The sequence below is a fragment of the Labilibaculum sp. genome (assembly GCF_041595635.1).
Classification (GTDB): domain Bacteria; phylum Bacteroidota; class Bacteroidia; order Bacteroidales; family Marinifilaceae; genus Labilibaculum.
Genome location: NZ_JBFHJW010000017.1, coordinates 37914 through 62490, shown reverse-complemented (window position 1 = coordinate 62490; position 24577 = coordinate 37914). Strand labels below are relative to the sequence as shown.

Here is a 24577-nt window from a genome sequence, read left to right as displayed (position 1 = left end):
TATTTAATTTTTTTTGAAGTAAGTACAAATTAAGAATAAAATACAAATGGATACCTACATTTTTGCCAATTCTATCTTATCTTTGCAAACAATTCAGACCAAAGTCAGAATATAAAACAATATTAGTAACAAAATTAACTTAGGAATCCTTTGTCCCAAAACAAACAAAGAAAATTCCTTAGGAAAAAATAAAATCATCAAATGAAGAAATTTAATAGAACACTTGTAACTACGGCCTTACCTTATGCGAATGGACCTGTTCATATTGGCCATTTAGCTGGCGTATATGTTCCTGCAGATATCTATACCAGATATCTTAGAATGAAAGGAGAGGATGTACTGCTAATTGGAGGTTCCGACGAACATGGTGTTCCTATTACTATAAAAGCCAAAAAAGAAGGAATTACTCCACAAGATGTAGTTGATAAATATCACAATATCATAAAAGATTCCTTTGAGAAATTTGGAATTACATTCGATGTTTATTCCCGAACAAGTTCAAAAACACATCACGAAACAGCTTCGGAATTTTTCGAAACCTTAAACAAAAAAGGTGAATTTATCGTTAAAACCAGCGAGCAATACTACGATCCTATTGCCAATCAATTTCTTGCAGACAGATACATTACCGGAACTTGTCCTCATTGCAATAGCGAGGGAGCTTACGGCGACCAATGCGAAAGTTGTGGAACCTCGTTAAATGCAACTGACTTAATCAATCCAAAATCGTCAATTACCGGAAACAAACCTGAATTAAAAGAAACCAAGCACTGGTATTTACCGCTCGATAAATACGAACAAGGTCTTAAAAATTGGATTCTTAAAGATCATACCGAATGGAAATCAAATGTTTATGGCCAATGTAAATCATGGCTAGACAATGGTTTACATCCACGAGCAGTAACCCGTGATTTAGATTGGGGAGTACCTGTTCCTGCCGAAGGCGCCGAAGGAAAAGTTCTTTACGTGTGGTTCGATGCTCCCATTGGATACATCTCAGCAACCAAAGAATTAACTCCCGATTGGGAAAAATACTGGAAAGCTGATGATTCCAAATTGGTTCATTTCATTGGAAAAGATAATATTGTTTTCCATTGTATTATATTTCCAGCCATGCTAAAAGCAGAGGGTTCATTCACATTACCAGAGAACGTTCCGGCTAACGAATTTCTAAACCTTGAAGGTGATAAAATTTCGACTAGTAGAAATTGGGCCGTTTGGTTGCATGAATATCTAGAAGAGTTTCCTGACAAACAGGATGTTTTGCGCTATGTACTAACAGCCAATGCACCTGAAACAAAAGACAACGACTTTACCTGGAAAGATTTTCAAGCAAGAAATAACAATGAATTGGTAGCCATTCTTGGTAATTTTGTGAATCGTGCTTTAGTTCTTACTCATAAATATTACAAAGGAATTGTTCCTGAAAAAGGTGAATTGAATGATTTCGACAAAGAAACACTAGCTCAAATTCCACTTATAAAAGAACAGGTTGAAAAGAACCTCGAAACTTACCATTTCCGCGAAGCCCTAAAAGAAGCAATGAATTTGGCTCGTTTGGGAAATAAATATTTAGCGGATACAGAACCTTGGAAGCTCATAAAAACAGATGAGGAAAGAGTGAAAACAATCATGAATATCAGTCTTCAGATTACAACCAATCTTACCAGCCTGATTGAACCATTCTTGCCATTTACAGCAATGAAGCTTCGCGAATTTCTTAATATTGAACCACTTGCATGGGAAAATATTGGAACCTCTGTTATTGCTGCAGGTCACCAAATTAATAAAGCATCTTTACTTTTCGAGAAAATAGAAGATGAAACAATACAAGCTCAAATCGATAAACTTTTGGCAACTAAGGCTGCCAACCAAGCCGAACAAAAACAGGTAGTTCCAGCAAAAGAGAACATCAACTTTGATGACTTCATGAAACTAGATGTTCGAGTGGGCACAATTACGGCTGCCGAAAAAGTGGCAAAAACAAAAAAACTATTAAAACTAACTGTTGATACTGGTATTGACCAAAGAACCATTGTTTCAGGAATTGCAGAACACTACAAAGCAGAAGAAATTATTGGAAAGCAAGTAAGTGTTCTAGTAAATCTTGAACCTAAAGTGTTAAAGGGAATTGAATCGCAGGGAATGATTTTAATGGCTGAAGATGCAGATGGCAAATTATCTTTCGTATCTCCGGATCAAAAAATAAAAGTAGGTTCAGAAATTAGATAATCGAAAAAATAAAAAAGCGCTTTCCAATAGAAAGCGCTTTTTTTTTTAGCTTATTCATTATTTTTGAAGAACCCAGCAAAAAGCTTTTGGATTCTCAGCAATTACTTTCTTTTTAAAGAGATCTGCTGCAGCTCTTTTTTCAAATTGATTGATTGCAACAGAATACAAATTTTTGTTTTTAATAATAACAGCTGGATAAGATTTTGAAATCAACTCTTGCTGTAGTATTTCCGCATTTTTGGGAGAAGTAAAACTACCCGAAATCAAATAAAATCTTCCTTTCTTCACCACATCTAGCTGAACTTCATCCGTAATTTTAGGCTCAAAAGCAACCAATTCTTCAGGAGGAGAAATAACCGGATTTAATTCTACCTGATTTTCTGATACTTCAGATTTACTTTCTAGAATTCCCATGCCAGCCTCATTGCCGAATAGGGATCGTTCCGAATTCATAGGAAGCAAAGCAATTAATAAAACAAACGGAATCGCTGCCGCTGCATACCACAAACGTTTTCTTGTAAAAAAAGAGCGCACCGTTGAAGGGTAAATACTAGTCGTGTGATTTTTCTCGACACTTAAACTAGACAATTTAGGAAGTGTAAACTGCTCTAAACCAAACACATCAACCAAATAATTTAGTTCTTTTGATGGTTCAAATAACAGATTATGTCTCCTGTCATTATGAAAAGATCCTAGCTGTTCGAAAGTAACTTTCTCACCTCTCTGAATTCTAACACGTATGTCCTCAATAAAAAACTGAACTGATTTCTCAGCTTCTGCATAACTTAAATTTTCCGATTCTGCCAATCTATTAATCAACAATCCATCATTTTTAGATAAATTACGGTTAAATCCAATTGCCTTTGAGGGAGGACAAATCGCATTCAGATTCTCATCAATATTAGCTGGCTTATAGTTGGCAACAAAACCACCAAAACCAGGCAATATAACGCAATCATGAACAAATAGAAGTTCTTTTATGTATTTCGATACGTCAAGCATAATAGACAAATATAATCAAAAATTTATGTCACTCCAATCGATTTCAACATCAATAAAAGTAATTAACTATAAACCAATACATTCGAATATAAAAAAGAATAACATCTCATTTTTTATCTATTATTAATCATGTAATTTGCTGTTTTATGCATAGAATTATGAAATTTATCCATACAATTTCATCCTGTAAAAGATCCGCAGCGATTAGCTTTTTTACCCATCTAAAACACAAATAATTATCTGACCGTAAGAAAAAATATATTGATTACAGGAGGTGCTGAATTTATCGTTTCGCTTGTTTGTTACAAGTATCCAAACCCTCACATCATTTAACTTAGATGCCTTAACCTATGCCGGAAATTTAAAAGATACCCAATGAAAATTACACGTTTACAATAGAATATCACATTAGAGGCTAGTTATTTGCAGTAGATCACTCGCTAGTAATTGATTCTATTTGTCATGGTGGGAAAATATTCATAGCGGAGGTAACGAGAAATTCTACGAAAAACCATATACCAACAAAAAAATAAGAGCGATGTAAACTACCACATCGCTCTTGTTATTTTTTAAAATTGAAATTACTCTACCGTAACCGATTTTGCTAGATTTCTTGGTTGATCGACATTACATCCTCTATATACAGCAATATAATATGAAATCAACTGGAAAGGAATTACTGTTAATAGGGGCGCTAAAGCCTCCAAAGTATCGGGAATTTCAATCACATGATCAGCCATTTCACTAATCACGCTGTCTCCTTCGGTCACAATCGCAATAACGTGTCCTTTTCTGGCTTTAACCTCCTGAATATTACTTACAATTTTCTCGTAGGATTTATCCTTGGTTGCCACAACAAAAACCGGCATCTGTTCATCAATAAGTGCAATGGGACCGTGTTTCATTTCAGCAGCAGGATAGCCTTCAGCGTGGATGTATGAAATCTCTTTTAACTTAAGAGCACCTTCTAGTGCAACAGGAAATAGAAAACCTCTTCCTAAGTAAAGAGCGTTGGTTGAATCCACATAACGCTTCGATAATTTTTTAATATCCTCTTCCTTATCCAGAATTCTCTTTATTTTCTCTGGAAGATTAGCAAATTCGGCGATTAAATTTTCATAGTCCTCTTTGGCCAATGTTCCTTTACGATATCCAACCAACATTGCCATCATAGTAAGCACGGTTACCTGAGCGGTAAATGCTTTAGTAGAAGCAACGCCAATTTCTGGACCTGCGTGAGTATAAACTCCCGCATGTGTTTCACGAGGAATACTTGAACCAACCACATTACAAATTCCAACAACAGTAGCACCTGCTTCTTTTGCTAATTTAATAGCAGCTAAAGTATCTGCAGTTTCGCCACTCTGACTAATTGCCAAAACAATATCGTCTTTAAAGATAATCGGATTTCTGTATCGAAATTCTGATGCATATTCCACTTCAACCGGAATTCGAGCAAATTCCTCAAATAAGTATTCACCAACCATTCCTGCATGCCAGGAAGTACCACATCCGATAATCAATATTCTTCGAGCATTTACCAACTGAGGAATTACATCATGAATCCCGCCAAGGAAAACTTCCTTATGCTTAGTAGAAATCCTTCCTCGAATGGTATCGTGGATTGAGATGGTTTGCTCAAAAATCTCTTTTAACATAAAATGATCGTAGCCACCTTTCTCAATTTGTTCAATATCTAAATCGAGCTTTTGAATGTGCGGAGTTAACTTATCATTCTGAATGGTTTTCAACACTAATTCGTCTCGGCTAATAATAGCCACATCATTGTCGTTCAGATAAATTACACTCTGCGTGTACTCAATAATTGGAGTTGCGTCCGAAGCCAAAAAATATTCGCCATTGCCGACTCCCACAACAAGAGGACTACCTTTTCGGGCTGCAATCAACTGATCTGGCTCATCTTCGCAAATCACAAGCAAACCATAGGCTCCAACTACTTTGGTTAAAGCCAAACGAACAGCTATTTCGGCTGAAACCTCACCTTTTAAATAGATATATTCAATAAGGTTCGCTAACACTTCTGTATCGGTTTCGCTTTGAAAGCAATAGCCCCTTTTGGAAAGCTTTTCCTTTAGTAATGAATAGTTTTCGATAATTCCGTTGTGGATGATCACAAATTTACCATTCATCGATTGATGAGGATGTGCATTTGCATCATTTGGTTCTCCGTGAGTAGCCCAACGTGTATGTCCTATTCCAATTGTCCCTGAAACATCACTCCCTTTGACATGATCTTCCAGATCTTTTACTTTTCCCTTGCATTTAAAAACCTGAGTTTGATTAGTACGAAGTGCAATTCCTGCAGAATCATACCCTCGATATTCCAATCTTTTCAGCCCATTAACAAGTATAGGATAAGCTTGTTTATCCCCAATGTAACCAACTATTCCACACATAAATAAAAATATTTCAGTTTCGGTACCACGCGAAACATATTAAAAAACAATTTAAGAAATAACAACATTAACCTCACTTTAAAAGTCTTAAGCTTTCAATAGTGCATCTCATTAAATTATCATAAATAAAGATAAAAATACGATAAGTTCAAATGCTCTCCAAACTTCTTAACTCATTTTAAGTAAAGGCACAAAAAAAGGTGTATGCGAGCAAAAGCTTACATACACCTTTAAAATATTTTATAGTTCGTAACTATTTCGCTACTAATTCATCGTAAAGATCAGAATACGCTGAAATATATTCATCTTTATTTTTATACTCCATAAAAGTTTTCCCAGAGGCTTTTGCATATGCAAGAACTTCTTCATTCACCTTAGGACTTCCCATGATAATAGCATCACATTGATCAATCGCTAATTTATGAAGAGAAACATAACTCGCATCTTCCAAAATACTTACATCCTCTTTACCAATTCCGTCAATGATTGATTTTTCTTGAAACTTATCGCTAAATTTAGTAGGAAATTCATCATCATAGATCGAAAAAATCACTTTTGTATCCATAAATAATGGATCTTCGTTAAAAGATTTTTTTAAATACAAAGGCACCAAACCAGTAAACCAACCCTGGCAATGTACAACATCTGGAGCCCATCTCAATTTTTTCACAGTTTCAAGCACACCTCTTGCAAAGAAAATGGCTCTTTCGTCATTATCCTCAAAACCATTTCCATCCTTATCAACAAGTACTTCTTTCCTATGAAAATAATCTTCATTATCAATAAAATAAACTTGCATACGAGCTGCTTGAATCGAAGCCACTTTAATAATCAATGGATGATCTGTATCATCAATTATTAAATTCATTCCCGAAAGACGGATTACTTCATGCAATTGATTTCTTCTTTCGTTGATACAGCCGTATCGAGGCATGAAAGTTCTGATTTCTTTTCCTTTTTCTTGGATCCCTTGAGGTAGATATCTACCAATTCCGGACATTTCGTTTTCTGGAAGATAAGGTGTGATTTCTTGAGAAACAAACAATACTTTTGTCTTTTCCATATAGTCGCTAATATATAATACAGATTATCTGCGCAAAATTAATAAAAATAATTAACATACATACCCGAAATCAAAGCATAAAGCACCTAAAATACAATTAAATGCAATTTTAATTTCTCAGATTTGTATTTATTTATTTTATTTGCACTCTCAAATAAAAATCAATTAGATTTTATAGAACTCAATAAAAAGAGATGGAAACAGTAAAACTTGTTGCTGACATTAAAGCAAAAATCAGCAAGTTTAAGGACGAAGGAAAAACAATAGGATTTGTTCCTACAATGGGTGCACTTCACAAGGGACACTTGTCTTTGACCGAAGCATCTGTGAAAAACAATGACATTACCGTGGTAAGCATTTTTGTTAACCCTACGCAGTTTAACAACCCGAATGACTTATCAACCTATCCGAGAACTCTCGAAGCAGATCTAGAACAACTTTCCCATTACAATCCAGACCTGATTTTCATTCCAGAGGTAAGCGAAATTTACCCTGAGCCTGATACCCGAAAATTTGATTTTGGCCTATTAGATAGAGTTATGGAAGGGAAAAATCGCCCAGGTCATTTCAATGGTGTAGCACAAGTGGTTAGTAAGCTTTTTGATATTGTAAATCCAGACAATGCTTATTTTGGGCAAAAAGATTTTCAGCAAGTTGCTGTTATTAAGCAGATGACTCAGGATCTTAAGTTAAACGTAAACATTGTATCCTGCCCAATAATAAGGGAAAAAGATGGTTTAGCTATGAGCTCAAGAAATCTTTTACTATCAGAAGAACAACGAAAAAATGCCTGCAAAATTTCTGAAACCTTATTTAAAGCTCGTAACTTAGCAGCGGAATTAAGCGTACACGAATTGAAGGATTGGGTTATTAAAGAAATAAATAAAAACTCATATCTTTCGGTAGAGTATTTTGAAATTGTTAACGACACAAGTCTTGAGGAAATAAAAGACTGGAAAGAACTAAACAATAAGGTTGGGTGTATTACAGTTCAAGTTGGAAAAATTCGCTTGATTGACAACATTACTTTTTAAATATTAGTTAGATACGATATGTACATTGAAGTTTGTAAATCGAAAATTCACAAAGCATCGGTAACTGGTGCTGATCTTCAGTATGTTGGAAGCATAACCATAGATGAAGATCTGATGAATGCTGCCAATATCATTGAAAATGAAAAAGTTCAAATTGTTAACGTAAACAATGGAGAGCGACTTGAAACTTATGTGATTCGAGGCGAAAGAGGCTCAGGAATCATCTGTTTGAATGGTCCTGCAGCTAGAAAATGTGCAGTTGGCGATGTTATTATTATCATCTCTTATGCATCTATGGAATTCGAAGAAGCTAAATCGTGGGAGCCAAGCTTGGTTTTTCCCGACACAGCGACCAATAAGTTAATTTAAATCACTCCATTCAATAAAATAGAGGGCTGTTCTAACCGATCAGCCCTTTTTTAATGGAATTAAGTCAAGGAGAAAGACCATTCAGGAAAATCCACATTCTATCATAAAAGCTGAACAATTTACGCGCGAATTTTGATACTTTGTTTCTGATCCTTTATACTTGTAACTTTAATCAAATCGAAAAATAAGCCCATGAATAAGCTTGATATTGTAAAAAATAAGATCATAACGAACAAAGAGGATGCCAGCAAAATACTACATACCTGGCGCTTCAAAGAAAATAAAATTGTTTTTACCAATGGTTGTTTTGATCTTGTTCACCAAGGTCATTTGAGTTATCTGGCTTCGGCTGCCTCCATGGGCAACAAACTAATTATCGGTATCAACACCGATGCTTCGGTTCAAAAATTAAAAGGTCCAAACCGACCAATTATTGATGAATATTCACGAGCTTTTCTTTTGGCATCCCTAGGTTTTGTAGATCTGGTTATCTTTTTTGAAGAGCAAACACCTTACGAATTAATAAAATTTGTACAACCAGATATTCTTGTTAAAGGCAGTGATTACAAGGCGGAAGACATTGTAGGCTATGATATTGTAAAAGCCAAAGGTGGAGAAATTAAAACTCTTGATTTTCTGGAAGGATTTTCATCAACAGGTATCATCAAAAAAATAATAAAAACCAGCACTAAATAACTATACGAACTTATGGCCAGTAAAGCAAAAACAAAAAGTGCCTGGTTTTGTCAATCTTGTGGAGTTGAATCTGCCAAATGGGTAGGCAAATGTCCATCGTGTGGAGAATGGAATTCCTTTGTTGAAGAAGTTGTTGTGAAATCAAAAGCTTCGCCAATTGTTGGATCTAACGGACTAGGTAAAAAAAATAAACCTCAAAAAATCTCCGAAATATCCTCTTCGGAAGAATCGAGATTCAATACAAAAAATGGTGAATTAAATCGGGTTTTAGGTGGTGGACTAGTTCCTGGTTCACTTATATTGATTGGTGGAGAACCTGGAATTGGCAAATCGACATTAGCCCTTCAAATTGCTCTCAATCTAAAAAATTATACCACTTTATATGTTTCTGGTGAGGAAAGTGCACAGCAAATAAAACTACGAGGCAATCGCATTAATTCTGATAATGAAAACTGTCTGATTGTAAGTGAAACATCTATGGAGAATATTTTTTCTCACATCAAAAACACCACTCCCGACATTATTGTTATCGATTCCATTCAAACACTTGCCACTGAAAGTATAGAATCGGCTCCTGGAAGCGTTTCCCAGATTCGGGAATGTACATCGCAACTGCTGAGCTTTGCCAAGTCATCCGCTACGCCAGTTATTCTCATTGGCCACATCACCAAAGATGGCAGCTTAGCAGGTCCTAAAATACTGGAACACATGGTCGATACCGTTCTCCAATTTGAAGGAGATCAGAATCATATGTATCGAATTTTACGATCGACTAAAAACAGGTTTGGGTCTACTTCAGAAATGGGAATTTACGAGATGCAACACACTGGACTTCGCGAAGTTTCTAATCCTTCAGAGCTTCTTCTTTCTCATGCAGATGAAAGCCTAAGCGGAGTGACAATTTCAGCTTCTATAGAGGGTATGCGACCTTTTCTGATAGAAATTCAGGCATTGGTTAGCTCTGCGGCCTATGGAACTCCTCAACGCTCATCAACAGGTTTCGATCTGCGTCGATTAAACATGCTATTGGCCGTTTTGGAAAAGCGAGCTGGCTTTAAACTTTCAACAAAGGATGTATTTTTAAATATTGCCGGAGGAATTAAAGTAAACGATCCAGCCATCGATTTGGCTGTTATTCTTGCTGTACTATCATCGAGTACAGATATTTCTATTCCTAAACAAGTATGTTTTGCTGGAGAAATTGGCCTGTCAGGAGAAATTAGACCTGTAAGTAGAATTGATCAACGAATTAGCGAAGCCGAAAAATTAGGATTCAAACAAATTATCATTCCAAAACACAATTCCAAAGGCCTCGACACCTCTAAGTTTACAATCAAAATTCATTTAGTAAGCAAAGTAGGGGAAGTCTTTCAACGTCTTTTCCGACAAAATAACAAGGCTGAAACCTAGGTTTCAGCCTTGAATAAACAGTTACTATGAATTTTGTTGATTCGAGTATGGCATTTCGAATCAGATAGCGTCGGAATAAGAAAGAAATAACTGAATCTTTCCGCTTTTTCCACCCGAAAGCTAAAATCCATGATCGTAGGCAGGTCTTCTGGCTTGCTCCAATTTTAAATCCCTTCCCATCCCGAAGAACAGTGGTTAAATTTTTAAAACATTGATTCGATAAACGAACCGGAGCTTACAGCTGCGGGGACAGCTCCTGCTTGAACAGGATTCCCTATTATTCCCTTTCGGAAACCTAAATCAATTGCAATTTTAAAAAAAATATCTGTATACTCCAATTAAAATTAACGATCATACTTAAAAGAAATCACTCTCATCAGATTCAATTAAGTCATTGTTTTTAGAACCATTAGAAGCATCATCACAATCCAAATTCAAATTAACCCCTCTTGGTTTTTCAAAATCACCTTGAGTAATTCCAAGGCTTTTGTCGGCATATACTTTCTGCATGTAAAGTGCCCAAATTGGCAGAGCCATATTCGCTCCCTGTCCTAGTCTAATACCTTCAAAGTGAATCGAACGATCTTCCGCTCCAACCCAAACTCCAGAAACTAGCTGAGGAGTAATTCCCATGAACCAACCATCGGAATGATTCTGCGTTGTCCCGGTTTTTCCACCCATTGGATTATTCAAACCATATTTATATCGTAATCGAACTCCTGTTCCTCTTTGCACAACTCCTTCTAATAAATTCGTCATTAAATAGGCGGTTCTTTCATCCATTACTTCCCGTTTTCGAGAAACCGATTGTGCCAATAAATTTCCCTTGTGATCTTCTATTTTGGTAATAAAACTTGGCTTGATGTAAACCCCTTTATTCACAAAAGTAGCATAGGCTCCAACCATCTCGTAAACCGATATTTCCGAAGTTCCTAAGTAAATCGATGGAACTGCATCTATTTTACTAATAACACCCATTTTATGAGCCATAGCTGCAACCGATTCAGGTGTAGTTTGTTTCAAAACCCAACCTGAGATATTATTCACCGAATTAGCCAATCCCCATTTTAAAGTTACCATCTCACCTTCGTATTTATCAGTCGAATTTTTCGATGCCCAAGGCGTTCCATCAGGCAAAATAAATGTTTGAGGAATATTCGGAACTTTATCACAAGGACTTAACCCCTCCTGCATGGCAAGTGTGTACAGAAATGGCTTAATGGTAGACCCTACCTGACGTTTTCCAACCGTTACCATATCGTACATAAAATGCTCATAATTAGGTCCTCCCACATAAGCTCGCACTTCTCCAGACTGTGGTTCAACAGACATAAACCCTGCACGTAAAAAGCCTTTCATATAAAGCATAGAATCGTTAGGACTCAAAATGGTATCTCGTTCCCCTTTCCAGGTGAATATTTTCATTTTTCGTGGTTGCTTAAACACCAAACGGATAGAATCCATACTCATTCCATTTTTCTTCAAAACACGATATCTTTCACTTCTTCTCATAGAAATATCAATGTTATTCTCTACATTTTCCTGAGATAAATCATCGGAAAATGGGGGATTCCTATGATGTTCTTTCTCACGATTAAATGCTTTTTGCAAATCTAGTCCCAAGTGCTCAACGACAGCCTCTTCGGCATATTTCTGCATTCGTGAATCAATGGTTGTATAAATTTTAAGTCCATCTTTGTAGATGTTATATGCAGTTCCATCAGCTTTTAAATTTTTATTGCACCATCCATAAAAAGGATTATCCTCCCACTCTGTAGAATCTTTTACAAATTGCTGATAAGCATATGATGGATAATTGTTAACTTCAGGCTTATGCGCCGTTAAGGAAGTGCGTAAGTATTCTCTAAAATACGGAGCCATTCCTCTTTTGTGATCTACCTTTTGGAAATCAATCTCCAATGGAAGACTTTTTATGGAATCAAATTCTACTGTTGACAAATAATTGTATTTTACCATTTGCGACAGTACAACATTTCTTCTGTTCAAAGTCAACTCAGGGCGTCGTAAAGGGTTAAAATAAGATGGATTCTTTGCCATTCCCACAAGCATTGCTGCCTGTTCAATTTTAAGTGAATCAGGTGTTGTATTAAAATATACATTAGCTGCAGATTTAACTCCAACTGCTAAATTTAAGAAATCAAACTTATTAAAATACATAGTCATGATTTCCTCCTTAGTATAGCTACGCTCTAATTTTACAGCAATCACCCATTCTCGAAATTTCCGAAATACAATATCAATCTTTTTCTCAAAGCTCTCCCGAGGAAACAACATTTTCGCCAACTGTTGAGAAATAGTACTTCCTCCCCCTGCACTTCGGTCGCCAGTTACCAATCCCTTAGCAACCCGCCCCAAACCGCGAATGTCAATTCCAGAGTGATCTTTATAACGAACATCCTCTGTCGCTATTAAAGCATCAACCAAATAAGGAGACAAATCAGAATATTCAACAAAAGAGCGATTCTCGAAATAAAATTTTCCGATTAAACTTCCATCCACAGTATAGACTTCTGTAGCCAAACTATTTTTAGGATTTTCCAGCTCTTCAAAAGAAGGCATGAAACCAAAAGTTCCATTTGAAACTCCTATAAAAAATAGAACCAGCGCAACTACACCAAGAACAAAAACAGACCAAAAAATAAGGAGATGTTTTTTAAACATTTGCAATTTCGATTTCTCTTCGATACCTCGAGTAAACTCAGTATTATTTTTTGACATTTTAAAACAATTCATTTAATTAAGTGGTGTAAAAATAGCAAATATTATTCGAACAAATAAGAGAGAGTCTTCATCTAATTATATTGAATTATTTTGGTTTCCGGAATCGTTTAATTTCAAAATAATCATCATAAAATTTTGAAGTTAGCCTCCATATTGTTTTACTTTGCAAAAATTTTAACCTAATCTTTCCAAAGTAAAGATACGCGTATGATAGAGAATTTAGTAATTGTCGAGTCCCCTGCGAAAGCAAAAACTATTGAAAAGTTTTTAGGGAAGGATTTCATTGTAAAGTCGAGTTTTGGACATATTAGAGACCTAGAAAAAAAGGACTTTGGAATTGACATTAAGAATAATTTCACGCCAAAATACATTGTATCTACCGATAAAAAAAAGGTAGTTGCTGAACTAAAGAAATTAGCTAAGGAGGCATCAACTGTATGGATCGCATCCGATGAGGATCGCGAGGGAGAAGCAATTGCATGGCATTTATACGAAGTGCTTAATCTTAAAAAAAAGAACACAAAACGAATTGTTTTTCATGAGATTACGAAAGATGCTATTCTAAATGCAATTAAAAATCCGAGAGAAATAGATGTAAATTTAGTGAATGCTCAGCAAGCACGACGAATTTTAGATCGATTAGTAGGTTTCGAGGTATCTCCCGTATTGTGGAAGAAAGTAAAACCACAATTGTCGGCAGGACGAGTACAATCCGTAGCCGTTCGATTAATTGTTGAACGTGAACGAGAAATTATGGATTTCACCTCCGAATCTTACTTTAAAGTGATTGCTCACTTCACAATAACAGATAATAAGGGCGATCAAAAAACACTAAAAGCAGAACTTCCAAAAAGATTCTCAACAAAAGAGGAAACTCTTGAATTTTTAAATAGCTGCAAAAATGCGGAGTATCGAGTTAATAACATCGAGAAAAAACCATCTACTCGTAAACCTGCTGCCCCATTCACCACTTCAACATTGCAACAGGAAGCTAGTAGGAAGCTAGGCTTTTCGGTAGCACAAACAATGACCGTTGCTCAGCGTTTATACGAAGCTGGAAATATCACTTACATGAGAACTGACTCGGTAAACTTATCAGAAACCGCACTTGCTGCAGCCAAAGAAGAGATCACCCGTCGTCATGGTTCCAAATATGTAAAAATCAGAAAGTACAAAACCAAAAATAAAGGAGCACAAGAAGCTCACGAGGCCATTCGCCCTACCTATTTAAATAAAGATGAAATTTCTGGAGAATCCAATGAAATTCGTTTGTACAATTTAATCTGGAAACGAACCATAGCCTCGCAAATGGCTGATGCGAAATTAGAGAAAACCAATATTAAAATTGGCATCTCAACCAATAGTAGAGAATTGGTAGCATCAGGAGAAATGATCAAATTTGATGGTTTCTTTAAAGTATACATGGAATCTTCTGATGATGAAAATCAAAAAGAGGAAGAAACATTACTGCCCAATGTTAAAGTTGGAGATTCTCTTACCGAGGAACTAGTGCAAGCCACCCAAAACTTTACCTATCGTCCTGCAAGATATACCGAGGCTAGTTTGGTGAAAAAATTAGAAGAATTAGGAATTGGACGACCATCTACTTATGCTCCAACCATTACTACCGTCCAAAATCGTGGCTATGTTACCAAAGAATCACGAGATGGAGTTGAGCGAAAATACGAAGTGCTTGTTCTTGAAAAAAACGACATTACTGAAGAAATAAAAACTCAAATAACAGGAGCCGAGAACAAAAAACTTTTTCCAGAAGACATAGGAATGGTTGTTACCGATTTCTTAAGCAAGCACTTTTCAAGAATCATGAATTACAATTTCACTGCTGAAGTTGAAAAAGAATTCGATGATATAGCCATGGGAAATTTAATTTGGCATGAGATGATTGGCAAATTTTACAATCCATTCCATGCTAATGTTGAAAAAACGTTGGAGGAATCAGAAAGAGAATCAGGAGAACGAGTTCTTGGAAACGATCCGGTAAGTGGAAAAGTAATTTTGGTGCGCATTGGTAGATATGGCCCAATGGCTCAATTAGGAGAAAGTTCTGACGACAAGGAAGCAGAAAAACCGAAATTTGCAAGCTTGCGTACTGGACAACATTTAGAAACGATCACACTTGAAGAGGCTATCGACTTATTTAAACTTCCACGCGATCTTGGTTTGTATGAAGACAAAAAGGTAGTTGTAGCCATCGGTCGGTTTGGACCTTACGTTCGTCACGATGGAAAATTTGCATCCTTAAAAAAAGACATAGATGATCCTATGGAGATTGATTTAGAACGTGCAATAGTCCTAATCGAAGAAAAAAAAGAAAAAGACCGACTAAAACACATCAAATCATTTGAAGAAGATGCAGAACTTCAGATCCTTAACGGACGATGGGGCCCCTATATCTCTTACCAAAAGGAAAATTACCGACTAAGCAAAGAGATCGAAGACCCAAAAATACTTTCTTATGAAGACTGCTTACAAATAATAAAGTCTGCTCCAAAGAAAAAAACTACAAAAAAAGCTCCAGCAACAAAAAAAGCAACGGCTAAAAAGAAAGTTCCAGCAAAAAAGAAGGCTTCTACCTCTAAAAAAATAAAAAAATAAAAAAAATAAAAAAAAATTTAAAAGGGTTGTCTGATTATACAGACAGCCCTTTTTTATGCCCTTATGAAAAATTTCAAACACTTCATAATCCCAATTTATTGTTCATTTATCTAAATTTTTTTTAAAAATTATTAACAAAACAATAAAACCTTCGTAGATAGAGCTTACTGTTACACTATAAATCGTCTGTTTTACATAGAGGACATGCTTTTTTGTTATTTAATTTAATATTAAAAAAGCAAAATTTACATTTTAAATGAAAACATAAAATAATTTGATTAATGCACTCGAACCACTGATAAAACTTGTAAGGAACATTTATTTTTATTTACTTTACTCCTAACAGCTTTTGACCGAATCTGAACCATAATGTTTTACATGAAAAAATTTATTTTCTTCGTAATATTAGTTTGCTTTTCCTTAATAACAAGGGCCCAGCAAGACCCACAGTTCAGTCAAAACATGTTTAACATTCTATTTGTAAACCCAGCATTTGCGGGTACAGATAAAGACATACAGGCATCTGCAATCAATCGCCAACAATGGGTAGGTATTGAAAATGCACCCGTTACAACAGTATTTAATTTAAGCACTCCCATTAAATTTATGGGTTCCGATCATGGTATCGGCTTAACCATTTTGAGTGACAAATTAGGTTTAGAAGAAAATACAGCCATGCGTTTTAATTACGCATATCGCAAAAAAATACAAAAAGGTTCTTTAAATTTTGGTTTCAGTATCGGCTTTCAAAACAACTCCTTACAAGGAGATTGGTACATTCCCGATGGCGATGATTATACAAGTGCAGAAAGCGATTTGGGCTCTGCAAGTGTAGACGACAGCAAATTGGTTTTTGATTTAGGACTTGGAATTTATTACAAAACAAACAACTTTTATGTAGGAACTTCCGTAAGCCATTTGAACAAACCTAATATTGGCTATAACGACGAAATAGAAACATACTTGGCTCGTCATTATTATGCCATGGCTGGATATCGATATGATTTAAATGAATCATGGGAAATTCTGCCATCCGTTTTTTACAAAACAGACGCTACGGTATCTCAAATTGACGTAAATACGAACATCAGATACAATAAAAAGATTTGGGGAGGCGTTTCATATAGGGTTGATGATGCCATTGTTGGAATAGTAGGAGTTTTATTTAATAACGGCATTCAAGTTGGTTATTCTTACGACGTACCAACTTCCAATATTTCAAGTGGATCGCATGAGTTTTTATTAGCTTATCGATTTAATGCAAAATTAGAAATACAAAATCAAAAATATAAAAGTGTTCGATTTTTATAAAGTATAAATGAAAAAACTATACAATTAGTTAGTATAATCTATAAAACCACTATGAATAAACTACTTACTACACTTTGTGTAATTGTTTTATTGTTCTTGTCTAGCTGCGGCAAACGCACTGGAAACGGAGAACTTATAGGTGCGGGGCAGAGAGGAAATTGGTTTGAACCAAAACCTTATGGAATGGTATTAATCCCTCGTGGAAGTTTTACAGTAGGACCAAACGATCAGGATGTTGCATGGGCACTTAATGCTACAGCTAAAACCGTATCTGTTGAATCCTTTTGGATGGATGAAACCGAAATTACAAACAATGAATACCGTCAGTTTGTAAATTGGGTTCGAGATTCTATTGCTCGTGAATTATTGGGACAACAATTCGAAGAGTTTTTAATTGCCGAAGATCAAAACGGCAACCCTATAGATCCTCCATTTCTTAATTGGGACGAGAATCTAGAATGGGACAACGAAGAATACACAGAAATTCTGGAAGATATGTATTTACCCGTTAACGAACGATTTTTCAGAAATAAAGAAATCGATTCACGTAAATTAAAATATCAATACGAATGGGTTGACCTTCAACAAGCAGCAAAAAAATCAAATCGTTACAACTACGAAACTGGAGAATACGAAGGTATGGTTGATGATTACAAAGGAGGTCGCAAGCAAATTGAAGACCGTTCTTCCTTTATCATGAAAGAAGCCCTTAATATTTATCCTGATACTTTGTGCTGGATTCAAGATTTTACCTACTCATACAACGAACCATGGACAAAACAATATTTCTGGCATCCTGGCTATGATGACTACCCTGTAGTTGGTGTTTCCTGGAAACAAGCAACCGCATTTTCTATTTGGAGAACTCGCTTTCATAATTCAGCATTAAAATCAGAGGGAGACTATCCTGTTCAAGATTATCGTTTGCCAACCGAATCAGAGTGGGAATATAGTGCAAGGGGAGGAATCGCATTAAATATGTATCCTTGGGGAGGTCCTTATACAAGAAATGACCAAGGCTGTTTCTTAGCAAATTTTAAACCTCTTAGAGGAAACTATGTAGATGATGGAGGATTAGTTACCTTACCTGTTGGAAGCTACGAACCAAATGAGTTTGGTTTATATGATATGGCTGGTAATGTTGCAGAATGGACTTCTGGAGCTTATGATGAGTCTGCCTACTCCTTTACTCATGATATGAACCCAAATTATGAATACAATGCCTTACCTAGTGATCCACCAGCATTAAAAAGAAAAGTAATTCGAGGAGGATCTTGGAAAGATATTGGATACTACCTGCAATGTGGAACTAGAACCTATGAGTATCAGGACACTGCAAAATCTTATATTGGCTTTCGATGCGTTAGAACTCATTTAGGAAGATAATAATTACTTGCAAATTATAACATTTTAGACCTTTTCAAACTTTACTAATCATGAATATTACCGAACTTGTTCAATCTCCCAAATGGAAGAAATTTATGGGCTATGTATATGGCTGGGGAGCTTCCGTAGTTTTGATTGGTGCCCTATTCAAAATTCAACACTATCCATATGCAGGAGAACTACTTACAATTGGAATGTCTGTAGAGGCAATCATCTTTTTCTTCTCTGCTTTTGAACCGCCACATGAGCAACCCGACTGGAGTCTAGTGTTTCCAGAATTAATTGGTCTAGAACCAAGAGAAGGTACTGGTACTGGTGGTGGTGTACAAGTTGAAGGATTGGATCAATTACAATCTCTATTAGAAAAGATAAGCGTTCAACCAGATAAAATATCAAATTTAAGTCAAGGACTTGCAAAATTAACCAATGCTGCAGATAACCTTTCTAATTTGTCGGAAGCTGCTGTTGCAACAGATGGTTATGTTGAAAGTTTGCAAAAGGCATCGAATTCTGTTGGCGAATTCTCTAATAAATATGCTGAATCCACAGAGGAATTATCGAATTCAGCACAGAAACTAAGTAATTCTTATCAGGAAACTGCTAATACAATTTCTACTTCGGGAGAAAGTTTTGCCAAAAATGTCAACGAGTCTGGAAATAAGTTATTAGAATCCTATCAGGATATTGATAAATCTTTACAAACTGGATTTGATAAAATATCTGAAAACAGTAATGCATTTAATGGTTCAATGTCAACATTGAATAGTAATCTATCTTCACTAAATGCAATTTATGAGTTGCAATTAAAACAGAGTAATGAGCAAATAACTAATTCGAAATCTGTTCATCAGGATTTGGATAAAGTTCTTGAAACATTAACAACAACTCTACAAAATGCACAAGCTTATAAAAAAGAAACCGAACAGTTAAACCAAAACCTTGCAGCACTTAATACCATTTATGGCAATATGTTAAGCGCTATGGATGTAAGAAAAAAAAAATAATTTAACTGTCAAGCTGAGCTGAAATGGGAGCAACAAATTGTAAAGAAACACCACGGCAAAAAATGATTGGAATGATGTATTTATTCCTAACAGCAATGTTAGCGATAAATGTATCAAACGAGGTACTTGATGCGTTCTCGATTATTGACAATGGTTTATCAAAAACCATTCAAACATTCGAAGAAAAAAATAAAATCAAATACTCGGATTTCCAAATTGCTCTGGAAGCAAACGAAACTAAAGTGCAGGGTGCATGGGATAAAGCAGATAAAATTCGTATTGAATCGGATAAATTATCGGCTTTAATCATCGAACTTAAGGACCGAATGGTAAGGAGAGCGGATGGTGAAGAATATGATATCAATAATATCATTAGCAAAGATAACCTTGATGTTCCACCAGAAGTTATGATTGTTGGCGGACAAGGTAAAGTTCTAAAAGAGGCGATAACAGCCTATCGTGAATTAATAATTAGTCATATTGAAGAAAAAGACTCAACCCTGCGCAATGCAGTTTTGGAAACTTTAAATACCAGTAAACCTCCAAAAGAAAAAAAAGGAGATCCAAATTACACATGGGAATCTCAACAGTTTTCACACACACCTTTAATTGGAGCCATTACTTTACTCTCTAAGATTCAGACTGACATTCGAAATACAGAATCAGATATCGTAAGTTATTTATTCAATCAAATTGAAGCTGAATCATTTAAATTCAATAAATTAAGAGCTGAAGTGTTTTCAAAATCGAATTATATTTTAAAAGGAGACACATATGAGGCTCAGGTTTTTCTTGCTGCTATTGATACAACACAAAACCCGAAGATCGTTGTAGATAGAACAGGGCCTATAAAAACATTCAAAGATGGCCGAGGTATTTATACTGCAAAAACAGATAAGGTTGGAGAAGTTAAATGGGGGGGCGTAATTACCTATACTAGCCCATCAGGTATCGAAAAACCATATGAATTTGAATCTAGTTATATTGTAGCAGAACCTAACGTGGTTGTATCAGCTACTAAAATGAATGTATTTTATTTAGGTGTAGACAATCCAGTTAGCATATCGGCACCAGGTTTTTCCTCGGACAGAATTCGTGCGACTATGACTAATGGAAACTTAGTTAAACAAGGTAATAGTTATATTGCCAAACCTAAAGCTGCATTTAAGAATTCTAGAGTAGCAGTTGAAGCGCAATTTGAAGATGGATGGAGACCTTTACGCACTGTTGATTTTAGAGTAAAACCTATTCCTGACCCAGTAGCCAAGGTTGGTGGTTTAAGCGGTGGAAAAATAAAGAAAAATCTACTTTTAGTACAAACCGGAGTAGATGCAGTAATGGAAAATTTTGATTTTGACTTGAAATTTAAAATTACAAGTTTTACGGTTTCTACAATTGTAAAAGGCTTTACTGTTGATCAATCTTCGGGTTCGGATATGTTTTCCCAGCAACAAATTTCGATGTTCAAAAATTTACGAAGAGCTCAAAAAGTATATATTGAAGACATTAAGGCAGTGGGACCAGATGGAGAGACCAGAGACTTGCCTACAATTTCGTTTAGAATTGAGTAATAAAATTTAGAGATGATGAAAAAAAGCTTATTACTAATCATTGGCGTTATTCTTATATGCTCTGCATATTCGAATGCACAAACAAATGCAACTAGCGTTTATAAGAAAGAGCATATACAAAATAGAAAGCCTATTCCCTATTCCAACATTCGCGAATCGGATGTGATGTGGTCGAAATTGGTGTGGCGATTTATTGACTTGCGGGAAAAGATGAACCTTCCGATGTATTATCCTTCGACTCCAGCAGATGATCGTTATAGTTTAATCGATTTATTACTGTATGGCATCGAAAACGAAGGCTTAACAGCCTACGATACCAATGACGATGAGTTCAAGGTTCCTATGACTATGGATCAAATCCGAACTAAATTTGATGCACAAGATGAGACCAGAAATGTAAGAAACCGTTTAACTGGTGAACTTGAGCCCCAAGTGCTAATTGGTGAAATGCATACTGATGAAGTAAAAAGGTATATCGTTAAAGAACAGTGGTTCTTCGATAAACAAACATCTACTTTACAAGTTCGAATAATTGGAATTTGCCCTATTCGTGAGTACTTTAAAGATGGGGATTCTGAATTAGATGGAGTTCAAATGAAAAAATTATTCTGGATTTATTTTCCTGAAGTAAGACCATTACTTGCTTCACATGAAGTATTTAATCCAAATAACGATGCAGCACGCTATTCCTTTGATGATCTATTCTTAAAAAGACATTTTTCAAGTTTTATTTCTCAAGTTTCCAATGTGCATAACAATCGTCAAATTAACGAATATACAGTTGGTTTAAATTCGATGTTAGAAGCTCAACGAATTCAGAACGAAATATTTACCTACGAGCATGATCTTTGGGAGTTCTAAGGATCACTATAGATATAAAAAAAAGACCTTCGATGAAGGTCTTTTTTTTTTAAATAAACTTTTCGCCTGTAGTGATTTTTACATCATTCACTATTCTTCGTATTTCCTGTTCATCCCCTTTCCGACAAATTAATAGAGAGTCTTTAGTATCTACTACGATATAATCTTTTAAGCCCTGTAAGACTACTAATTTATCCTTAGGAACACTAACTACACAATTTTTAGATTCATAAAGCAAAATATCTTCTCCATGAATCACATTCTGATTACTATCTTTAGCAGAGTGCTCATAAAGTGCCCCCCAAGACCCTAAATCAGACCAACCAAATTCCGAACAGTAAACGTACACTTCATCCGATTTTTCAAGAATCCCATAATCAATAGAAATGTTCTCACATTGAGGATAAATCTGATTAATACAATCTTGTTCCTCGCCCGTATCTAGCTTATCTAAGCAAGATTCAAATAGAGAACTTATGTCTGGTAAAAAATTGGTGAAAGCTTCCTGAATAGCAGACAATTTCCATACAAATATTCCTGAATTCCAGAAAAACTCACCCGATTCCTGAAATATTTTTGCCAATTCGAGCTGAGGTTTTTCCGTAAAAGTTTTTACTGGATACACGTTTGTATACTTATCTACTGCCTTATTAGAAACTTGTATGTAGCCATAACCTGTTTCGGGGCGAGACGGATGAATTCCAAGCGTAAGTAACTCCTTACCTCCTTGCACAAATTCAATCCCTCCTGATAATACCCTTAAAAATTTCTTTTCATTTAAAATTAAATGATCAGCAGGTGTTACAATTATCGTAGCATCCGGATTTTTCTTTTGTATTTTATAATTAGCATAAGCAATACAAGGAGCTGTATTACGTCGAATTGGTTCCAAAAGAACTTGATTTTCTTTAATTTCAGGGAGTTGTTGAAGAACTAGATCTTTGTACTTCTCATTAGTCACCACCAAAAAATTCTCGACAGGACATATGGAAACAAAACGTTCAAAAGTCAATTGAATCATTGTTTTTCCGGTACCTAGAATATCAAGAAATTGTTTAGGTTGTTTATCTTTACTCAAAGGCCAAAATCGAGAACCTACGCCTCCAGCCATTATCACACAATAATTATTTATATCCATTGAAAAATAGTTGTCAGAATTTCTGCTAAGAGCATAAATTCAAGAGTCATAAAATTATATCCTAAAATACTCAAAAGCCTTCTGAAATCAAAAGAGAATGGAAAATACAATAGATCCATTTCTCCTAGAAGATGATAAAAAAATAATTAGTAATTTTATCGTAAACTAAAATTAGATATGAATCTGTTCGAAAACGTAGGAAAATTCTCCAGATTTTTAGTGTTGGTATTTTCAAAACCTGAAAAGGGGAAAACATTATTTTCACAAATTATACGTGAGATCGATAAACTTGGAATCAATTCCATAGGTATTGTAGTGATTATATCTTTGTTTATGGGTGCAGTAATTACACTTCAAACAGCTTATAACATGTCAAACCCTTTGCTTCCCGATTATTTGGTTGGCTACACCACACGCGAATCGATGATTCTAGAATTTTCATCCACCATAGTAGGCTTAATTTTAGCTGGTAAAGTCGGGTCAAATATTGCCTCAGAAATTGGTACCATGCGCATAACCGAGCAAATAGATGCATTAGAAATTATGGGCATCAACTCGGCAAATCATTTGGTTTTGCCAAAAATTATAGCTGCTATATTTATTAATCCTTTTTTATACGTGTTAAGTGTATTTGTAGGAATCAGTGGTGGCTTACTTGCAGGATATCTTACTGGAACGGTAAATTTTAGCGATTTTATTGATGGTGTTCAATACGCATTTATTCCCTACTACATTACCTATTCCTTAATAAAAACAGCAGTATTTGCGTTTATTATTACTGCAATACCTTCTTTTTATGGCTATTACGTTAAAGGTGGAGCTTTGGAAGTGGGTAGAGCCAGTACGAGAGCTGTTGTAAATAGTAGTATTTTAATTCTACTCACTAATGTAATACTCACTCAAATTCTGTTAAAATGATCAGACTCGAAAATATAAATAAGTCATTTGCTGAACAAAAGGTATTGCATGACATTTCGCTTACTTTTGAATCGGGCAAAACCAATTTAATTATAGGACAAAGTGGATCAGGGAAAACGGTTTTACTAAAATCGATTGTAGGACTGCATGGTGTTGATTCTGGTACTATTCTCTATAATGATAGAAATTTTACCGCAATGACCATGAAACAAAAAAAAGAAGTTCGCAAAGAAATAGGTATGGTATTTCAGGGAGGAGCTTTATTTGATTCAATGACAGTAGAACAAAATGTACTTTTCCCTTTAAATATGTTTTCTAATTTAAATGAAAAAGAAAAATTAAATCGTGCTAACTTCTGCTTAGAGCGTGTCAACATTAAAGATTTTAATCAGTTATTTCCATCGGAAATTAGTGGAGGAATGCAAAAACGTGTTGCCATAGCCCGAGCTATTGCCCTTAATCCGAAATATTTATTTTGCGATGAGCCCAACTCAGGCTTAGATCCTGTAACGGCAATACTCATTGACAACCTGATTCAGGAGATTACAAAAGAGTACAACATAACAACCATTATAAACACTCATGATATGAATTCGGTAATGGAAATTGGGGAAAAGATCGTTTTTATAAATAAAGGTCAAAAAGCCTGGGAAGGAAGTCATGAAGAAATATTTGATACCGGTAATAAAGCAGTAAATGATTTTGTTTTTGCCTCGGAATTATTCAAAAAGATTAAAAAAATAAGCTAATAAAATTCCTGGCTTCACATTCTACACGATTTACTATCTTTGCATCAAGATCAACAAG

At 35.3% G+C, this 24577-nt stretch carries 18 protein-coding genes and 1 riboswitch; of the genes, 13 read left to right on the top strand and 5 right to left on the bottom strand.

Annotated elements, in window-relative coordinates:
- The first annotated feature begins 201 nt into the window (after positions 1–201).
- Positions 202–2232, top strand: a complete 2031-nt coding sequence (metG, locus tag ABYT26_RS07225; protein ID WP_372752356.1) for a methionine--tRNA ligase — start codon at positions 202–204, stop codon at positions 2230–2232.
- Between the two features lie 57 nt (positions 2233–2289).
- Here metG and ABYT26_RS07220 read toward each other — a convergent pair whose 3' ends face one another.
- The 3 genes from ABYT26_RS07220 to ABYT26_RS07210 form a co-directional block, all read right to left on the bottom strand.
- Complete coding sequence (locus ABYT26_RS07220) at positions 2290–3234, bottom strand: SPOR domain-containing protein (protein ID WP_372752354.1); 945 nt, start codon at positions 3232–3234, stop codon at positions 2290–2292.
- Positions 3235–3815: 581 nt separating this feature from the next.
- A complete protein-coding gene (glmS, locus tag ABYT26_RS07215) occupies positions 3816–5651 on the bottom strand; it encodes a glutamine--fructose-6-phosphate transaminase (isomerizing) (RefSeq protein WP_372752352.1) in 1836 nt (611 codons plus the stop codon).
- A 253-nt stretch (positions 5652–5904) separates the two neighbouring features.
- Positions 5905–6714 carry a glycogen/starch synthase gene (locus ABYT26_RS07210; protein ID WP_372752350.1) on the bottom strand — a complete coding sequence of 270 codons (810 nt, stop codon included), beginning with the start codon at positions 6712–6714 and terminating at the stop codon, positions 5905–5907.
- A 194-nt stretch (positions 6715–6908) separates the two neighbouring features.
- Between ABYT26_RS07210 and panC the strand changes: the two genes are divergently transcribed.
- The 4 genes from panC (at position 6909) to radA (ending at position 10223) form a co-directional block, all read left to right on the top strand.
- Complete coding sequence (gene panC, locus ABYT26_RS07205) at positions 6909–7748, top strand: pantoate--beta-alanine ligase (RefSeq protein WP_372752348.1); 840 nt, start codon at positions 6909–6911, stop codon at positions 7746–7748.
- Positions 7749–7766: 18 nt separating this feature from the next.
- The gene (panD, locus tag ABYT26_RS07200) at positions 7767–8117 is read left to right on the top strand and encodes an aspartate 1-decarboxylase (RefSeq protein ID WP_372752346.1); all 351 of its coding nucleotides are present in this window, start codon (positions 7767–7769) and stop codon (positions 8115–8117) included.
- A gap of 192 nt (positions 8118–8309) precedes the next feature.
- Positions 8310–8813 carry a D-glycero-beta-D-manno-heptose 1-phosphate adenylyltransferase gene (rfaE2, locus tag ABYT26_RS07195; RefSeq protein WP_372752344.1) on the top strand — a complete coding sequence of 168 codons (504 nt, stop codon included), beginning with the start codon at positions 8310–8312 and terminating at the stop codon, positions 8811–8813.
- Between the two features lie 12 nt (positions 8814–8825).
- Positions 8826–10223 (top strand): DNA repair protein RadA, encoded by a 1398-nt coding sequence (gene radA / locus ABYT26_RS07190; protein ID WP_372752342.1) that lies wholly within the window; start codon positions 8826–8828, stop codon positions 10221–10223.
- 120 nt (positions 10224–10343) lie between these two features.
- A riboswitch (cobalamin riboswitch) is annotated at positions 10344–10537 on the bottom strand.
- A gap of 43 nt (positions 10538–10580) precedes the next feature.
- Here radA and ABYT26_RS07185 read toward each other — a convergent pair.
- Complete coding sequence (locus ABYT26_RS07185; protein ID WP_372752340.1) at positions 10581–12962, bottom strand: penicillin-binding protein 1A; 2382 nt, start codon at positions 12960–12962, stop codon at positions 10581–10583.
- 210 nt (positions 12963–13172) lie between these two features.
- Here ABYT26_RS07185 and topA point away from each other — a divergent pair, with 210 nt between their 5' ends.
- The 6 genes from topA (at position 13173) to gldN (ending at position 21714) form a co-directional block, all read left to right on the top strand.
- Positions 13173–15581, top strand: a complete 2409-nt coding sequence (topA, locus tag ABYT26_RS07180) for a type I DNA topoisomerase (protein ID WP_372752338.1) — start codon at positions 13173–13175, stop codon at positions 15579–15581.
- Between the two features lie 369 nt (positions 15582–15950).
- Positions 15951–16892 carry a type IX secretion system membrane protein PorP/SprF gene (locus tag ABYT26_RS07175; RefSeq protein ID WP_372752336.1) on the top strand — a complete coding sequence of 314 codons (942 nt, stop codon included), beginning with the start codon at positions 15951–15953 and terminating at the stop codon, positions 16890–16892.
- Between the two features lie 51 nt (positions 16893–16943).
- Positions 16944–18278 (top strand): SUMF1/EgtB/PvdO family nonheme iron enzyme, encoded by a 1335-nt coding sequence (locus ABYT26_RS07170; RefSeq protein ID WP_372752334.1) that lies wholly within the window; start codon positions 16944–16946, stop codon positions 18276–18278.
- A gap of 50 nt (positions 18279–18328) precedes the next feature.
- On the top strand, positions 18329–19282 hold the full coding sequence (gene gldL, locus ABYT26_RS07165) for a gliding motility protein GldL (RefSeq protein WP_372752332.1): 954 nt from the start codon (positions 18329–18331) through the stop codon (positions 19280–19282).
- Between the two features lie 23 nt (positions 19283–19305).
- A complete protein-coding gene (gldM, locus tag ABYT26_RS07160) occupies positions 19306–20853 on the top strand; it encodes a gliding motility protein GldM (protein ID WP_372752330.1) in 1548 nt (515 codons plus the stop codon).
- 15 nt (positions 20854–20868) lie between these two features.
- Positions 20869–21714, top strand: a complete 846-nt coding sequence (gene gldN / locus ABYT26_RS07155; RefSeq protein ID WP_372752328.1) for a gliding motility protein GldN — start codon at positions 20869–20871, stop codon at positions 21712–21714.
- Between the two features lie 49 nt (positions 21715–21763).
- Here gldN and ABYT26_RS07150 read toward each other — a convergent pair whose 3' ends face one another.
- Positions 21764–22852: a mannose-1-phosphate guanylyltransferase gene (locus tag ABYT26_RS07150; protein WP_372752326.1), complete on the bottom strand. Its 1089-nt coding sequence runs from the start codon at positions 22850–22852 to the stop codon at positions 21764–21766.
- 177 nt (positions 22853–23029) lie between these two features.
- On the opposite strand from ABYT26_RS07150, the gene ABYT26_RS07145 reads away from it, so the two are divergent.
- Both ABYT26_RS07145 and ABYT26_RS07140 read left to right on the top strand, forming a co-directional pair.
- Complete coding sequence (locus ABYT26_RS07145) at positions 23030–23770, top strand: MlaE family ABC transporter permease (protein WP_372752324.1); 741 nt, start codon at positions 23030–23032, stop codon at positions 23768–23770.
- Positions 23767–24519, top strand: coding sequence for an ABC transporter ATP-binding protein (locus ABYT26_RS07140; protein WP_372752322.1), 753 nt, complete (start codon positions 23767–23769; stop codon positions 24517–24519). Before ABYT26_RS07145 ends, ABYT26_RS07140 begins: the two co-directional genes overlap by 4 nt.
- Positions 24520–24577 lie beyond the last annotated feature (58 nt).

Bases quoted from the DNA above. Each gene is read 5' to 3' on its own strand.
- metG (WP_372752356.1), top strand. From the start codon at position 202: ATGAAGAAATTTAATAGAACACTTGTAACTACGGCCTTACCTTATGCG.
- ABYT26_RS07220 (WP_372752354.1), bottom strand. From the start codon at position 3,234: ATGCTTGACGTATCGAAATACATAAAAGAACTTCTATTTGTTCATGAT.
- glmS (WP_372752352.1), bottom strand. From the start codon at position 5,651: ATGTGTGGAATAGTTGGTTACATTGGGGATAAACAAGCTTATCCTATA.
- ABYT26_RS07210 (WP_372752350.1), bottom strand. From the start codon at position 6,714: ATGGAAAAGACAAAAGTATTGTTTGTTTCTCAAGAAATCACACCTTAT.
- panC (WP_372752348.1), top strand. From the start codon at position 6,909: ATGGAAACAGTAAAACTTGTTGCTGACATTAAAGCAAAAATCAGCAAG.
- panD (WP_372752346.1), top strand. From the start codon at position 7,767: ATGTACATTGAAGTTTGTAAATCGAAAATTCACAAAGCATCGGTAACT.
- rfaE2 (WP_372752344.1), top strand. From the start codon at position 8,310: ATGAATAAGCTTGATATTGTAAAAAATAAGATCATAACGAACAAAGAG.
- radA (WP_372752342.1), top strand. From the start codon at position 8,826: ATGGCCAGTAAAGCAAAAACAAAAAGTGCCTGGTTTTGTCAATCTTGT.
- ABYT26_RS07185 (WP_372752340.1), bottom strand. From the start codon at position 12,962: ATGTCAAAAAATAATACTGAGTTTACTCGAGGTATCGAAGAGAAATCG.
- topA (WP_372752338.1), top strand. From the start codon at position 13,173: ATGATAGAGAATTTAGTAATTGTCGAGTCCCCTGCGAAAGCAAAAACT.
- ABYT26_RS07175 (WP_372752336.1), top strand. From the start codon at position 15,951: ATGTTTTACATGAAAAAATTTATTTTCTTCGTAATATTAGTTTGCTTT.
- ABYT26_RS07170 (WP_372752334.1), top strand. From the start codon at position 16,944: ATGAATAAACTACTTACTACACTTTGTGTAATTGTTTTATTGTTCTTG.
- gldL (WP_372752332.1), top strand. From the start codon at position 18,329: ATGAATATTACCGAACTTGTTCAATCTCCCAAATGGAAGAAATTTATG.
- gldM (WP_372752330.1), top strand. From the start codon at position 19,306: ATGGGAGCAACAAATTGTAAAGAAACACCACGGCAAAAAATGATTGGA.
- gldN (WP_372752328.1), top strand. From the start codon at position 20,869: ATGAAAAAAAGCTTATTACTAATCATTGGCGTTATTCTTATATGCTCT.
- ABYT26_RS07150 (WP_372752326.1), bottom strand. From the start codon at position 22,852: ATGGATATAAATAATTATTGTGTGATAATGGCTGGAGGCGTAGGTTCT.
- ABYT26_RS07145 (WP_372752324.1), top strand. From the start codon at position 23,030: ATGAATCTGTTCGAAAACGTAGGAAAATTCTCCAGATTTTTAGTGTTG.
- ABYT26_RS07140 (WP_372752322.1), top strand. From the start codon at position 23,767: ATGATCAGACTCGAAAATATAAATAAGTCATTTGCTGAACAAAAGGTA.